Origin of the sequence: Tatumella sp. UCD-D_suzukii, from assembly GCF_000611875.2 — a bacterium.
Lineage (GTDB): Bacteria > Pseudomonadota > Gammaproteobacteria > Enterobacterales > Enterobacteriaceae > Tatumella > Tatumella ptyseos.
The window spans coordinates 302,547-318,508 of the sequence record NZ_JFJX01000049.1 but is presented as its reverse complement, the minus strand read 5'-3'; the positions used below and the strand labels follow the sequence as shown (position 1 = coordinate 318,508).

At 52.7% G+C, this 15,962-nt stretch carries 11 protein-coding genes; 10 read left to right on the top strand and 1 reads right to left on the bottom strand.

Features of this window, described 5'->3' with window-relative positions; genetic code table 11:
* Positions 1–178 precede the first annotated feature (178 nt).
* Positions 179–1,330, bottom strand: a complete 1,152-nt coding sequence (metK, locus tag CG67_RS09630; protein ID WP_025902738.1) for a methionine adenosyltransferase — start codon at positions 1,328–1,330, stop codon at positions 179–181.
* A gap of 822 nt (positions 1,331–2,152) precedes the next feature.
* On the opposite strand from metK, the gene speA reads away from it, so the two are divergent.
* From speA to CG67_RS09580, 10 genes are all read left to right on the top strand, one after another.
* Positions 2,153–4,129, top strand: a complete 1,977-nt coding sequence (speA, locus tag CG67_RS09625) for a biosynthetic arginine decarboxylase (RefSeq protein ID WP_038011803.1) — start codon at positions 2,153–2,155, stop codon at positions 4,127–4,129.
* Between the two features lie 196 nt (positions 4,130–4,325).
* Positions 4,326–5,246: an agmatinase gene (speB, locus tag CG67_RS09620; RefSeq protein WP_025902736.1), complete on the top strand. Its 921-nt coding sequence runs from the start codon at positions 4,326–4,328 to the stop codon at positions 5,244–5,246.
* 63 nt (positions 5,247–5,309) lie between these two features.
* On the top strand, positions 5,310–5,717 hold the full coding sequence (locus CG67_RS09615; protein WP_025902735.1) for a YidB family protein: 408 nt from the start codon (positions 5,310–5,312) through the stop codon (positions 5,715–5,717).
* A gap of 362 nt (positions 5,718–6,079) precedes the next feature.
* Complete coding sequence (tkt, locus tag CG67_RS09610; RefSeq protein WP_025902734.1) at positions 6,080–8,071, top strand: transketolase; 1,992 nt, start codon at positions 6,080–6,082, stop codon at positions 8,069–8,071.
* A gap of 323 nt (positions 8,072–8,394) precedes the next feature.
* Positions 8,395–9,414: an erythrose-4-phosphate dehydrogenase gene (epd, locus tag CG67_RS09605; protein WP_025902733.1), complete on the top strand. Its 1,020-nt coding sequence runs from the start codon at positions 8,395–8,397 to the stop codon at positions 9,412–9,414.
* Positions 9,415–9,463: 49 nt separating this feature from the next.
* Positions 9,464–10,627 (top strand): phosphoglycerate kinase, encoded by a 1,164-nt coding sequence (gene pgk / locus CG67_RS09600; protein ID WP_025902732.1) that lies wholly within the window; start codon positions 9,464–9,466, stop codon positions 10,625–10,627.
* 92 nt (positions 10,628–10,719) lie between these two features.
* Positions 10,720–11,799 (top strand): class II fructose-bisphosphate aldolase, encoded by a 1,080-nt coding sequence (fbaA, locus tag CG67_RS09595; RefSeq protein ID WP_025902731.1) that lies wholly within the window; start codon positions 10,720–10,722, stop codon positions 11,797–11,799.
* A gap of 1,647 nt (positions 11,800–13,446) precedes the next feature.
* Positions 13,447–14,316, top strand: coding sequence for a small-conductance mechanosensitive channel MscS (mscS, locus tag CG67_RS09590; RefSeq protein ID WP_025902730.1), 870 nt, complete (start codon positions 13,447–13,449; stop codon positions 14,314–14,316).
* 148 nt (positions 14,317–14,464) lie between these two features.
* Positions 14,465–15,094, top strand: a complete 630-nt coding sequence (locus tag CG67_RS09585) for a LysE family transporter (RefSeq protein ID WP_025902729.1) — start codon at positions 14,465–14,467, stop codon at positions 15,092–15,094.
* 93 nt (positions 15,095–15,187) lie between these two features.
* Positions 15,188–15,955, top strand: a complete 768-nt coding sequence (locus CG67_RS09580; protein WP_025902728.1) for an oxidative stress defense protein — start codon at positions 15,188–15,190, stop codon at positions 15,953–15,955.
* Positions 15,956–15,962 lie beyond the last annotated feature (7 nt).

The following is a 15,962-nucleotide window of genomic DNA, read 5'->3' as shown; positions in this document are numbered from 1 at the left end:
ATCCGGGATTGATAGTCGCTTTCAAATGTAACCGTTACCACAAAAGATTTTTAACAAATATTTTGCTGAGATGCGTGGATGAGGGGTAACCATAAATTCCGCAATAGCGATGAGTTCAGGGGGGGAGTGTGTGCAGAACTGAGAAGAGACAGGGCAGAACTCTGCCCTGTCAAAAGCATTACAGACCGGCAGCTTCGCGCAGGGCTTCAGCTTTGTCGGTTTTTTCCCATGGGAAGTGCTCACGGCCAAAGTGACCATAGGCCGCAGTCTCACGGTAAATCGGGTGCAGCAGATCCAGCATCTGAATCAGACCGTATGGACGCAGGTCGAAGAATTCACGTACCAGCAGGGTCAGTTGCTCGGTAGGCACTTTACCGGTACCGAAGGTTTCTACCATGATAGAGGTCGGCTCAGCCACACCGATAGCATAAGAGACCTGGATTTCACAACGGTCAGCCAGGCCGGCGGCGACGATGTTTTTCGCCACATAGCGGGCAGCATAGGCCGCAGAACGGTCAACTTTTGACGGATCTTTACCTGAGAACGCCCCACCACCGTGACGCGCCATACCGCCGTAGGTATCGACGATAATTTTACGACCGGTTAAACCACAGTCACCCATAGGACCGCCGATAACAAAACGACCGGTCGGGTTGATAAAGTATTTGGTTGCGCTGGTCAGCCACTCTTCCGGCAGCACAGGTTTGATGATGGTTTCCATCACCGCTTCCTGCAGCTCTTTTTGACCAATGTCTTCAGCGTGCTGAGTGGACAGAACCACGGCATCGATACCGACAATTTTTCCATCGTCGTACTGGAAAGTGACCTGGCTTTTTGCATCCGGGCGTAACCATGGCAGCGTGCCATCTTTACGGACTTCGGACTGACGCTGCACCAGACGGTGTGCGTAGGTCACCGGAGCTGGCATCAGCACATCGGTTTCGTTGGTGGCATAACCGAACATCAGGCCCTGGTCACCGGCACCCTGTTCCAGCGGGTCGGCACGGTCAACACCCTGGTTGATATCCGGAGACTGTTTACCGATTGCACTCAGTACTGCACAGGAGTTCGCATCGAAGCCCATATCTGAATGAACATAACCGATATCACGGACGGTCTGACGGGTGATATCTTCGATATCGACCCATGCACTGGTAGTCACTTCACCGCCGACCAGCACCATGCCTGTTTTGACATAGGTTTCGCAAGCTACGCGAGCTTTAGGATCTTGTTCAAGGATGGCATCCAGCACTGCATCAGAGATCTGATCAGCAATTTTATCGGGATGCCCTTCTGATACGGACTCGGATGTAAATAAGTGTTTTGCCATTTGTTCTTTACCTTACTCTATGGTTTCAATTCTACAGCATAGCGAACATCAGCAGTGCTCAGTTTCGCTTCTTCAGACAAAGCCGTGAGCGGTACAGGGTGTGCCTTTCGACACAGGCTGGTATGACACTGCCTGGTGACTAATGAGTGCAGATGGAGATTTATTAGACGGAAAACCATCCGGACGTCTATTTTAGGTCACACCTCCGTGTAAATTCCAGCCCTTTTTTATTATTAACGCTTTCAGGCTTGTAAACTTATGCGGACAGCGTACTGATTTTGAGATAATTTCTTTGCTTTTTAGGGCGGTGGGCGGTATAAACAGCGGCTGCTGTTCCCCCGGGGAACACCGCCCTGTGGCGGCGCGTATTGATGCGGCAATAGTGTCAGGAATACCCGTTTCTGACCTTCACCCTCTGACCGTTTTCCGTATGCAGACAGCATATGTGGAGGTGACAAGACTAATGAACCAGGCCTATACAATTTTTGATGGTTCTTCGCTCTGTTCTGATGCGCTGAGTTCTTACTCTTTTTTTTCTGCGATTTATGCAGTGACCTTCATACTGTCCCGACGACGTTATCCTTTTTGCCCTGTTGATCCTGACTCCTGTGCTGGCTGAATGCCGTACGCAGGCCGGGCCTGTTCTCTGTGTTACCGGAGATTTTCTCTCCCTCGTAACTCAGGCCAGTGATCCTATTAATGCCATCGTTCATCCTGACTCTGTGCTATACCTGATGGATGAAATTGCCAATCCGATCAGGAGACGTTTCTCCATGCGGGAAATCAGCCGTTTCACTTTTCAATCTAAAATAGAGGTTCGCAATGTCTGACGACATGAAGACTATTAAGGGTTCGTCAGCAGGCGAACATGGGGAATTGCGCTCAATGCAGGAAGTCGCAATCACTAATTCTGACGCCAGCCGGATGTTAAAAACCTATAACATCGCCTGGTGGGGCAACAACTATTATGACGTCAATGAACTGGGTCATATCAGTGTGTGCCCGAATCCGGATAAGCCGGAGGTCAGGGTTGATCTGGCAAAACTGGTCAAAGAGCGTGAAGCTCAGGGGCAGCGTCTGCCGGCGCTGTTTTGTTTTCCGCAGATCCTGCAACATCGCCTGCGCTCAATCAACGAAGCGTTCCGCCGTGCCCGTGAATCGTTTGGCTACCGTGGCGATTATTTCCTGGTGTATCCCATCAAGGTCAATCAGCACAAGCGCGTTATCGAGTCACTGATCAATTCCGGCGAGCCGCTGGGGCTGGAAGCCGGCTCCAAGGCCGAACTGATGGCAGTACTGGCTCACGCGGGTCAGACACGTTCGGTGATTGTCTGTAACGGTTATAAAGACCGTGAATACATTCGTCTGGCGTTAATCGGCGAAAAACTGGGCCATAAGGTGTATCTGGTTATTGAGAAAATGACCGAAGTTCGTCTGGTTCTCGAAGAAGCTGAGCGCCTGAACGTAACACCGCGTTTGGGGATCCGTGCGCGTCTGGCGTCTCAGGGATCAGGTAAATGGCAGTCGAGCGGCGGCGAAAAATCGAAGTTTGGTCTGTCGGCAACTCAGGTACTGCAGCTGGTGGATATCATGCGTAATGCCGGTCGTCTGGACAGCCTGCAACTGCTGCATTTCCATCTTGGCTCCCAGATGGCCAATATCCGGGATATCTCTACCGGGGTTCGCGAGTCAGCACGTTTTTATGTAGAGCTGGCGAAACTCGGCGTAAACATCAAATGTTTTGATGTCGGCGGCGGCCTCGGCGTTGATTACGAAGGTACCCGTTCCCAGTCAGATTGTTCGGTTAACTACGGCCTGAATGAATACGCCAATAATGTTATCTGGGCGATCGGTGATGCCTGTGACGAACATGGGCTGGAGCATCCGACCGTGATCACGGAATCAGGGCGTGCGGTAACAGCACACCATACGGTTCTGGTGTCTAACATCATCGGTGTGGAGCGCAATGAATTTACTACTCCTCAGGCCCCGGCGGAAGACTCACCTCGTCCGATTATCAGCCTGTGGGAAACCTGGCAGGAGATGCATGAACCGAATGTTCGCCGCTCCCTGCGTGAATGGTTGCATGACAGTCAGATGGACCTGTCTGATATCCACACCGGATATTCGGCCGGCACCTACAGCCTGACCCAGCGTGCCTGGGCTGAGCAGTTGTACCTGAGCATCTGCCATTATACCCGCCAGCACCTGGACCCGAGCAACCGTGCACATCGTCCGATCATTGACGAATTACAGGAGCGGATGGCAGATAAGATCTACGTCAACTTCTCACTGTTCCAGTCCATGCCGGATGCCTGGGGGATCGACCAGTTGTTCCCGGTACTGCCGCTGGAAGGGCTGAATAAGTCTCCGGAACGTCGTGCCGTCCTGCTGGATATTACCTGTGACTCTGATGGCACCATCGATCACTATGTCGACGGTGATGGTATTGCCACCACCATGCCTATGCCGGAATATGATCCGCAAAATCCGCCGATGCTGGGCTTCTTTATGGTCGGTGCGTATCAGGAAATTCTGGGCAATATGCATAACCTGTTCGGTGATACTGAAGCGGTTAACGTGTATGCCTTTGATGACGGTTCAGTGGATGTGGAACTGTCCGATACAGGCGATACCGTGGCTGATATGCTGGAATACGTACAGCTGAATCCGCGTGAATTGCTGGAACTGTTCCAGAAACAGGTGAAAGCCAGCGATATCGAAGAAGAATTACGTGATCAGTTCCTGTCGGAATTTGAAAGTGGTCTTTACGGGTATACCTACCTGGAAGACGAGTAACAACGTCTGCCCTGTCTGACGGTTATCACTACGCACGGATAATCATTGCAGAGGTGGCAGCGAAATATCATAATCCGCAAATACCCTTGTGCGTCGGGTTTAACGACACACAAGGGTTTTTTTTCGTCTATACCTGAGCGGATAGCTGAATATCTGATGCCGGTGATCCGTTCACCGGAATGAAAGAGGAAGAGATATGTACCATACCCTGGGTAATCAGTATGACAACTCCCTGGTGTCAAATGCCTTTGGCTTTATGCGGTTCCCGCTGAACTTTCAGCCGTATGACAGCGATGCTGAGTGGGTGATCACTGGCGTTCCTTTCGATGCGGCGACATCCGGTCGTCCCGGCAGCCGTTTAGGCCCCGGAGCCATTCGCCAGGTCTCGACCAACCTGGCCTGGGAAGGGTGTCGCTGGCCGTGGGATTTTGACCTGCGTGAGCGTCTGAACGTCGTTGATTGCGGTGACCTGGTCTATGCATTTGGTGATTCCCAGGACATGTCGACCCGCTTACAGGAACATGCCGAAAAATTACTGGCTAACGGCAAACGTATGCTGACCTTCGGCGGCGACCACTACATCTCCCTGCCGCTGCTGCGCGCCCATGCGAAGCATTTCGGTAAGATGGCTCTGGTACATTTTGATGCGCATACCGATACCTATTCAAACGGGCCGACCTTTGACCACGGTACCATGTTCTACCATGCCCCGAATGAAGGGCTGATTGACCCGGATCACTCGGTACAGATTGGTATCCGTACCGAATATGACAAAAATCTGGGCTTCAATGTGTTGGATGCGGCATGGGTCAATGATCAGTCTGTGGGATCCATCCTGGCGGAAATCAAAAAAACTGTCGGTGATCTGCCGGTTTATCTGACCTTTGATATCGATTGCCTGGATCCGGCGCACGCACCGGGCACCGGAACGCCGGTGATTGGCGGGCTGACGTCTGACAAGGCGACGAAGCTGATCCGTGGTCTGCAGGGTATGAATATCGTGGGCATGGATCTGGTGGAAGTCGCGCCAGGCTATGATCATGCGGACCTGACTTCGCTGGCGGCGGCGACGCTGGCTTTAGATATGTTACATGTTCAGGCCGCCAACAAAGCGTAATTACTTGTATCGGAGACCGTATCAGGGGTAAGTTACCTGATACGGATTTAAGAGGAGAATATCATGGGTTTACTGGATGATCTGGTCGGTTCCCTGACCGGCGGGCAGCAAAATAATCTGGGGCAGTTACAGGCTGTCTGGAACTGGGTACAGGAGCAGGGCGGTGTGGAAGTTCTGATCCAGAAATTCCAGCAGGGCGGACTGGGCGAAATCCTGTCGACCTGGCTGAGCAATGGCGCGAATCAGTCTGTCAGCAGTGATGACATTAAGTCAGCACTCAGCAGCCAGGACTTAGAGTCTCTGGCCGGCAAACTGGGGACCGACGTTGACGGTGCCTCCGGCGTTCTGTCTAAAATCCTGCCGGAACTGATGGATAAAATTTCTCCGCAAGGTGAAGTTCATCCGGAAGCCACAGGCACTAACAGTTCGCCTGACCTGGGCTCTCTGGTCGCCAGCATCTTCAAAAGCTAATTCCTGACATTCGCTCAGGTACACCGGCAGAACCGTCAGGACTGCCGGTTTTTTTATCCTTTCTGTTCAAAAAGCACCCACCCCTGTTCCCCACTAAAAAACGGTGCTTACGGACAAGGAAAATTGTCTTTCCCCGCAAGGGGGTAGCATAATCTTTTGCGATCACCGCTTCCGGTAAACACTCTGAGGGTTTATCCCAGCCAGCCAGCCCTCCGGGTCGCACAATTCGCCCGTCATAGCATATACTTTTGCCCCGTTTTTCATGTACATTGAAGGACGACTGTTTTTCCGCCTTGCCTGTTAATTGTTGATTTTCAATGCATTGGTAAAGGGAAGGCCATTATCCGATCTGGAGTTTAAGCATGCCCTCTCATAAAGAACTCGCGAATGCCATTCGTGCCCTCAGTATGGATGCCGTACAAAAAGCCAAATCCGGTCACCCGGGTGCCCCGATGGGCATGGCTGATATTGCCGAAGTGTTATGGCGTGATTTCCTGAACCATAACCCGCAGAACCCGTCCTGGGCCGATCGTGACCGTTTTGTCCTGTCTAACGGCCACGGTTCCATGCTGATTTACAGCCTGCTGCACCTCACCGGGTATGATCTGCCGATTCAGGAACTGGAAAACTTCCGCCAGCTCCATTCCCGTACCCCGGGCCACCCGGAATACGGTTACACCCCGGGCGTGGAAACCACCACCGGGCCGCTGGGACAGGGCATTGCCAATGCGGTCGGTTTTGCCATTGCTGAGCGCACACTGGCTGCCCAGTTTAACCGTCCGGGCCACGATATCGTCGACCACTACACCTACGCGTTTATGGGTGATGGCTGCATGATGGAAGGGATCTCTCACGAGGCCTGTTCACTGGCCGGTACCCTGAAACTGGGTAAACTGATCGCTTTCTATGACGACAACGGCATTTCCATCGATGGTCACACCGATGGCTGGTTTACCGACGACACCGGTATGCGTTTCGAAGCCTATAACTGGCATGTGATCCGCGGTATCGACGGCCACGACCATGACGCTATCCGCCGTGCGGTGGAAGAAGCACGCAGCGTGACCGACAAACCGTCACTGCTGATTTGCAAAACCGTGATCGGTTTCGGTTCGCCGAACAAAGCCGGCACCCACGATTCTCACGGCGCCCCGCTGGGTGACGAGGAAATTGCACTGACCCGTAAACAACTGGGCTGGAACTACGCACCGTTTGAAATCCCTGACGATATTTATGCGGCCTGGGATGCCAAAAATGCCGGTTCTGAGAAAGAGCAGGCGTGGGATAAGAAATTTGCTGCCTACCAGCAGGCTTTCCCGGCGCTGGCTCAGGAATTTGTTCGTCGTACCCGTGACAAACTGCCGCAAAACTGGCAGGAAGAGTCACTGAAATATATCGAACAACTGCAGGCAAACCCGGCGAACATCGCCAGCCGTAAAGCCTCACAGAATGCCATTGAAGCGTTCGGTAAACTGCTGCCGGAATACCTGGGCGGTTCAGCGGACCTGGCCCCGAGCAACCTGACAATGTGGTCCGGCTCTAAACCGATTAACGAGGATGCCGCAGGTAACTATATCCATTACGGTGTGCGTGAATTCGGTATGACCGCGGTGGCGAACGGTATCTCCCTGCATGGTGGCTTCCTGCCTTACACCGCAACCTTCCTGATGTTTGTGGAATATGCACGTAATGCTGCGCGTATGGCAGCCCTGATGAAAATCCGTCAGGTGCTGGTCTATACCCATGACTCTATCGGTCTGGGTGAAGACGGTCCGACTCACCAGCCGGTCGAGCAGCTGGCCAGCCTGCGTACGACTCCGAACATGAGCACCTGGCGTCCGTGTGACCAGGTGGAATCTGCGGTGGCCTGGAAATACGCTATCGAACGTCAGGACGGCCCGACCGCACTGATCTTCTCCCGTCAGAACCTGGCGCAGCAACCACGCAGTGCAGAGCAGCTGGCGAACGTGGCCCGCGGCGGATATGTACTGAAAGACTGTGACGGCCAGCCGGAACTGATCCTGATTGCCACCGGTTCGGAAGTCTCTCTGGCCGTCGCGGCGGCAGAGCAGCTGAGCGGACAGGGCCGTAAAGTCCGTGTTGTTTCGATGCCGTCAACGGATGCCTTTGATAAGCAGGATGCGGCTTACCGTGAATCGGTACTGCCGGCGGCAGTCACCGCCCGTGTGGCTATCGAGGCAGCTATCGCTGACTTCTGGTACAAATATACCGGCCTGAACGGTGCAATTGTCGGTATGACCAGCTTCGGTGAGTCAGCGCCGGCGGATCTGCTGTTTAAAGAGTTCGGCTTCACCGTAGAGAATGTAGTGGCGAAAGCTAACGCTCTGCTGTAATCCGGTCCTTTGACAGGTCTGTAAGTGAACAGCATGGCGGGAAACTGCCATGCTTTTTTTTCAGGTTACGGAACGGGAAAGATGAACTGAGATGTGCTTTTTATGCACAGCTGACAGTTAAAAATGTGAGTTTGATCGAATAATTAGAATTGCAGTTGATCTCAGTCATTCCCGTGTGACATCGCATGATTTATTCTCAGCTGAAGCGTTTCAGTTGGGGTTCTGTAGCGGCAATAGTGTTCGGTCTGTCGTTGCGCTAACGCGTTGAGGTGACAGGGATCGCTGTATTCCGTAACCACCGGCACAGAAATAATGGTAGTGACATGACCCTGAGAATTGCGATTAATGGTTTTGGACGTATTGGCCGTAGCGTATTGCGCGCACTGTACGAAAGCGGCCGGCATACGGATATTTCAGTCGTAGCCATTAATGAACTGGCCGACAATGAAGGGATTGCCCATCTTCTGAAATATGACACCACGCATGGTCGCTTTGCTTATGAGGTACGGCTGGAAGAGGATGTGCTACGGGTAGGGCGTGATCCTATCCGCCTGTTACATCAGCCTCAGATAGCCTCTCTTCCCTGGCGGGAACTGGACGTTGATATTGTACTGGACTGCACCGGGCACTATGGCAGCCGAGCGGATGGCGAGGCACACCTTGCAGCCGGTGCTAAAAAAGTGCTGTTTTCACACCCGGGCGGGAATTCTCTGGATGCGACCGTGGTGTATGGTGTGAACCACCATGAACTGAAAGAAAGCGACCGGATAGTCTCAAATGCGTCCTGTACCACAAATTGTATCATCCCGGTGATTAAACTACTGGATGATGCCTTCAGGATTGTATCGGGTACCGTCACGACTATCCATTCATCCATGCATGATCAACAGGTTCTGGATGCCTATCATACCGATTTGCGCCGGACCCGGGCAGCCAGCCAGTCGATCATACCGGTAGACACCAAACTGGCGGCCGGGATCACGCGGATATTTCCTCAGTTTGCGGATCGGTTTGAGGCTATTGCCGTGAGGGTGCCGGTGATCAATGTGACGGCTATCGACCTCAGTGTTACCCTGGAAATACCGGTGACTGCGGCCAAAGTTAACGAGGTTTTGCAAAACGGAGCACAGGGAATATTTCGTGGTATAGTCGACTATACCGAACTACCCTTGGTTTCTGTTGATTTTAACCACGATCCGCACAGTGCCATCGTCGATGGTACTCAGACACGGGTCAGTGGTCAGCACCTGGTGAAAACCCTGGTGTGGTGCGATAACGAATGGGGCTTTGCTAACCGGATGCTGGACACCACCTTAGCAATGTCTGCAGGTAATTTCAGGTAAGGCGTGATAGCGCCTGACAAACTTACGAGAATCAATAAGAGGATTCACCATGTCTGTAATTAAAATGACCGATCTGGATCTTGCAGGTAAACGTGTACTGATTCGTGCTGACTTGAACGTACCGGTGAAAGACGGAAAAGTTACGTCAGATGCCCGTATCCGTGCATCATTACCGACCATTGAATCTGCACTGAAGCAAGGTGCTAAAGTCATGGTGACCTCTCACCTCGGTCGCCCGGTAGAAGGCGAATATAACGAAGAGTTTTCTTTGCTGCCGGTGGTGAATTACCTGAAAGATAAACTGAACGGTACCAATGTCACGTTGGCAAAAGACTATCTGGACGGCGTATCTGTGGAAAGCGGCGAACTGGTTGTGCTGGAAAACGTCCGTTTCAACAAAGGCGAGAAAAAAGATGACGAAGTGCTGGCGAAGAAATATGCCGCACTGTGTGATGTTTTTGTGATGGATGCTTTTGGTACCGCGCACCGTGCTCAGGCCTCTACCCACGGTGTAGGCAAATTCGCCCCTATCGCGTGTGCCGGCCCGCTGTTATCCGCAGAGCTGGAAGCATTAGGTAAAGCGATGAGCAACCCGGCACGTCCGATGGTTGCTGTGGTGGGTGGGTCTAAAGTTTCAACGAAGTTTGATGTCCTGCAGTCACTGGTGGGCATTGCGGATACCGTGATTGTCGGCGGGGGTATCGCAAATACTTTTGTGGCTATTGACAACAATGTCGGTAAATCACTGTATGAGCCGGACTTCGTGGAAGCGGCGAAAAAACTGCGTGATCAACATGGGATCCCGGTACCGACGGACTCCCGCGTAGGTACTGAATTCTCTGAAACGGCACCTGCAACCGTGAAAAAAGTTAACGAAATTCGTGATGATGAAGAGATCATGGACTTTGGCGACGAAACGGCACAGGCAATGGCCGCTATCCTGAAAGGCGCGAAGACGATCTTGTGGAATGGTCCGGTAGGGGTATTTGAATTCCCTAACTTCCGTAAAGGCACCGAAATCGTTGCTAATGCCATTGCAGACAGCGAAGCATTCTCTGTTGCAGGTGGCGGTGATACGCTGGCGGCCATCGATTTGTTCGGTATCGAAGATAAAATTTCTTATATCTCTACCGGCGGTGGTGCTTTCCTCGAATTTGTTGAAGGTAAAAAATTACCGGCAGTTGCCATGCTTGAAGAGCGTGCAAAACAGTAATTCTGCGACGGTGTACCCGGCAGGGGCCGGGCGCATCGAGTTTAGCCCGGCTAACGGGCATCCGTTTACGGCCAACGAAACAGGACAATGTCATGTCTAAAATTTTTGATTTCGTAAAACCTGGTGTAGTTACTGGCGAAGATGTTCAGAAAATCTTCCAGGTCGCTAAAGAGAATCATTTTGCACTGCCTGCAGTAAACTGTGTCGGCAGCGACTCCATCAATGCGGTACTGGAAACTGCGGCGAAAGTGAAAGCGCCGGTAATTGTTCAGTTCTCTAACGGTGGTGCTGCATTTATTGCCGGTAAAGGCTATAAGTCTGACAAACCGCAGGCTGCGGCTATCATGGGTGCTATCGCGGGTGCACACCATGTGCATCTGATGGCTGAAGCGTACGGTGTACCGGTTATTCTGCACACTGACCACTGTGCCAAAAAACTGCTGCCATGGATCGACGGTCTGCTGGATGCCGGTGAAGCGCATTTCGCCAAAACCGGTAAGCCTCTGTTCTCTTCTCACATGATCGACCTGTCAGAACAGTCACTGGAAGAAAACATCGAAATCAGCAGCAAATACCTGGCTCGCATGGCGAAAATGGGTATGACTCTGGAAATCGAACTGGGTTGTACCGGCGGTGAAGAAGACGGCGTTGATAACTCGCACCTCGATAACTCAGCTCTGTATACCCAGCCTGAAGATGTTGATTACGCATACCGTAAACTGAACGAGATCAGCCCTAATTTCACTATCGCAGCTTCTTTCGGTAACGTGCATGGGGTGTACAAACCTGGTAATGTTCAGCTGACGCCAAAAATTCTGCGTAATTCACAGGATTATGTCAGCGAAAAACATGGCCTGCCGCACAACGCGCTGAACTTTGTTTTCCACGGAGGCTCCGGTTCTTCTGCTGAAGAGATCAAAGAAGCTATCGGCTATGGCGTGATCAAAATGAATATCGATACCGATACCCAATGGGCGACCTGGGACGGTATTCTGCAGTACTACAAAAAGAACGAAGGTTATCTGCAGTCTCAGTTGGGCAACCCTGAGGGTGACGATAAACCGAACAAAAAATACTATGATCCACGTGCCTGGCTGCGTGCAGCGCAGAGCTCAATGGTAGTTCGCCTGGAACAGGCATTCCATGAGCTGAATGCGATTGATCGTCTGTAAGCCCCACTGAGGGGAAAGAGGCCCGCATCATAGCGGGCCTTTTTTATTGCCATCGTGTCAGGCTGAGTGCCTTGCAGCAAGGCGAACGGAATATTCACCGAGCTGACACAAACAAATTATCCTGTTTCCCGTGTATCCGCTCTGAGCAGGTTCCGCCCGTCATACGTGAAGTAGTTTCAGTTGCCGCATGGCGGCGGCCGGGTTAAGGCCCGAAGGCGCGGGCCTTAACAATCCGCGCCTGGCGCAGGTCCTCGCTGTCCCCTCACTTATCGCTCCGGCCTGACGGCCCGCCCGGATCCGCCGTCCTGGCTCAGCCGTGCTTTCGCCGGCGTCCCTGCCGGCTCAGCCTGGCCGTCACTCTGCGTTCGGCGCTGCGGATAGCGCCCCAAAACCTGCTATCCAGGCATCGCCACTGTTTTCCGGTTTTAATACAAAACCACAATCCGCTTAATACAAGATTTAGCACTGTTGGTCGGGCGACATCGCACCGCTGAGCGAGTGAATGTGGCCAGGACGAGCCGCAGGGACGCGGCGAGAGGTCATGCTGAGCAGGAGCGAATCATGACCGGTCCGTAAAGGACACATGAATGAGTGAAAGTACCGCGAAGCGGCGGGCAGGCCTGTCGCAGGGCAGGGAGTGCAGAGGGCGCGGCCATGCGCCCTTTGCCCGGTCGCCTGCGGCGGATTACAGGCAGCATGCCTGACACAAAAGCGAACGGAATATTCACCGTGCTGATAATAAAAAACGCATCCGGTTTCCCCGGTTATCCACTCTGAGCTGGTTCCGCCCGTCATATGCACAGTAGTTTCAGTTGCCGCATGGCGGCGGCCGGGTTAAGGCCCGAAGGCGCGGGCCTTAACAATCCGCGCCTGGCGCAGGTCCTCGCTGTACCCTCACTTATCGCTCCGGCCTGACGGCCCGCCCGGATCCGCCGTCCTGGCTCAGCCGTGCTTTCGCCGGCGTCCATGCCGGCTCTGCCTGGCCGTCACTCTGCGCTCGGCGCTGCGGATAGCGCCCCAAAACCTGCTCTCCGGGCAGTAGTCCCCGTGTTTAGTCTTTTAAAATACGGAAAATGTCTTCTTGTCTGATGCTTGCACCGTGGGTCGGGCGACATCGCACCGCTGAGCGAGTGAATGTGGCCAGGACGAGCCGCAGGGACGCGGCGAGAGGTCATGCTGAGCAGGAGCGAATCATGACCGGTCCGTAAAGGACACATGAGTGAGTGAAGGCACCGCGAAGCGGCGGGCAGGCCTGTCGCAAGGCCGGGAGTGCAGAGGGCGCGGCCATGCGCCCTTTGCCCGGTCGCCCGCAGCGGGGTGCAGGCAGCAAGCCTTAATGCAAGGCGAACGGAATATTCACCGTGCTGAGATGAAAAACAACGGACAAACTTATTACCCACAAACCTGAGACAAAAATTCCCCGGTCGCCCGCAGCGGGATGCAGGCAGCAAGCCTTATTACAAAGCGAACGGAATATTCACCGTGCTGATTAAAAAACGACAGATGAACCGAACACTCACCACCCTGATAAAAAATCCCCCAATACGAATTTGGCATTCTGCCATTTATTGTTTACCCTTGTGCGGAGCTGTCGGAGTGGCAGGCTCTGTTCGTTTCACTCAGGAATTTTTATTACAGGATTATTAAATGCAAGACTTAAATGTTGTGGGAAGCCTCCACAATGCCGGCAGTTGGCTGGCACGCAATCAGGACCTATTGCTGAGTTATGCGGTAAATGTTGCAGCAGCAATTGCCATTCTCTTTGTCGGTTTCATTGTCGCCCGTGTGGTGTCTAATGGTTTAAACAAAGTGCTGCGCGCCCGTAGCATTGATCAGACCGTTGCTGACTTTCTGTCGGTCCTTTTACGTTATGTCATTATCGCATTTACCGTCATCGCTGCACTGAGCCGTGTCGGCGTACAAACCGCCTCGGTGATCGCCGTGTTGGGTGCCGTAGGTCTGGCCGTGGGCCTGGCTCTGCAAGGTTCACTGTCGAACTTTGCTGCTGGTGTACTGCTGGTAACCTTACGCCCTTTCCGTGTCGGTGAATTTGTGGATATCGGGGGGGCATCGGGCACCGTACTGAGTGTCCAGATTTTCTCTACCACGCTGAGAACCAGTGATGGCAATATGGTTGTCGTCCCTAACGGCAGCATTATCTCCGGTAAAATCACTAACTACAGCCGCGAGCCATTAAGCCGCAGCCAGTTTATCATTGGTGTCTCTTATGACTCTGATATCGATGAGGTTTTTTCTGTTCTGCGTAAAGTGGTTGAAGCTGAATCCCGTGTCGTTAAAGATAAGCCTGTCGTTGTTGCATTGAACGAAATGGGCGCTTCGAGCCTGAATGTCGTTGTTCGTTGCTGGACAACGTACAATGATCAGACCCAGACTTATTGGGATCTGATGGCAGCCTTTAAACGCGCATTGGATGCCAATAAAATTGGTCTGCCATATCCGCAAATGGATGTGCATCTGTACAACCAGGCGCCAGTCAAAGCAGACGCTGCAGAGTAATTCCCCGGCCTGTCTGTGTTCCGCACAGACAGGCCGCTTCCGCTATCCCTCCCCGCATAAGTTTTACTAATTGCTGATAAGTTCTTTCCATTTCATTTTCCGGTGGAAACTCGCCAGACTCTGCACTTAAATTTGCGGAGGAATACTTATGTTGTTCTATTTACAAGGAATTACCCTTGGTGCGGCGCTTATTCTGCCGCTAGGTCCCCAGAATACATTAATACTTAATCAGGGAATATTGCGTCAGTATGCGTTGATGGCAGCCAGCTTCTGTATGCTCAGTGATGTTGTACTGATCGGATCAGGTATTTTTGGCGGCAGTGCTTTGTTACAGCATTCTGCGCTGGCATTACAGTGCATCACCTGGGCGGGTTGTGCATTTTTACTCTGGTACGGCTGGGGCACTTTTCGTCAGGTATTCAGACCGGTACCGGCAGAAAGTGAACGGCAACCCGCGGGTCGTCAGCGTATGAAATTACTGATGACGTTATTCGCGGTCACCTGGCTGAACCCGCATGTCTACCTGGATACCTTTGTTGTGCTGGGAAGCCTGGGGAGTCAGGTGCCGGGAGAAGAGCGTGTCTGGTTTGCTGCCGGAGCCATTACCGCATCTGTCGTCTGGTTTTATGCACTGGCACTGCTTGCCGGGACATTATCTCCCTGGTTACGGCGTCCACGTACACGACAGGTCATCAATTTACTGGTCGCGCTAATGATGTTCTTTCTGGCATTCCGGCTATTTGAAGACGGGGTTTATATGCTCAGAGACTCTGTGTAAAGCTTTGTCGGATAGCGAACTTTTCCCTGCCACCTGAATCCAATTGGCTATAGTTCGGCCACATCTTATAGTTAACTTTCCGGGAGAGACGCTGTGAAACTTTACCCAATGGTGATATCTGTTGCACTGGCAGGCAGTCTGTCGGCACTGCCTGTTATGGCGGCTGATGTACCCGACCAGCCACATATCAGTACCTCCGGCCATGCCTCGGTTGAGGTAAAGCCGGATATGGCGACTCTGACGATTGTTGTTGAGCAGACAGCCAGGCAGGCGGCGGAAGCGAAAAAACGTGTTGATGATCGGGTAGCACAATACTTTGATTATCTGCAGCAGCAGGGAGTAGTGAAAAAAGACATTGATGCAGCCAATATCAGTACGCAGCCTCAATATGATTACAGTAAACAGGGCAAACCCCAGCTGACCGGCTATCAGGCATTGCGCCAGGTGACGGTTACGGTCCGGCAGATAGACAAACTGAATACCTTGCTGGACGGTGCATTAAAAGCAGGGCTGAATGAAATTCGTTCGGTCAGTCCGGGAGTCAGTCAGCCGCAGCGCTATCAGCAGCAGGCCCGGGATGAAGCGATTAAAGATGCAATCTCACAGGCGAGTGCACTGGCGAAAGGGTTTAATACCCGACTGGGGCCGGTATGGAGTATTCAGTACCATACCGAAGATACCTCTGCCCGTCCGGTGATGCGGATGTACAGTCTGGCGAAGGCCAATGCCGATACCACACCGCAGCAAACCTACGAGCAGCAAAGCATCAGCTTTGATGACAATGTGAATGTCGTCTTTGAACTGTTCCCGCCATCAAAGCCTGCCGTTACGCCGGTTGCAGAGCCGGAAAACCAGCCCTGAACAGGTA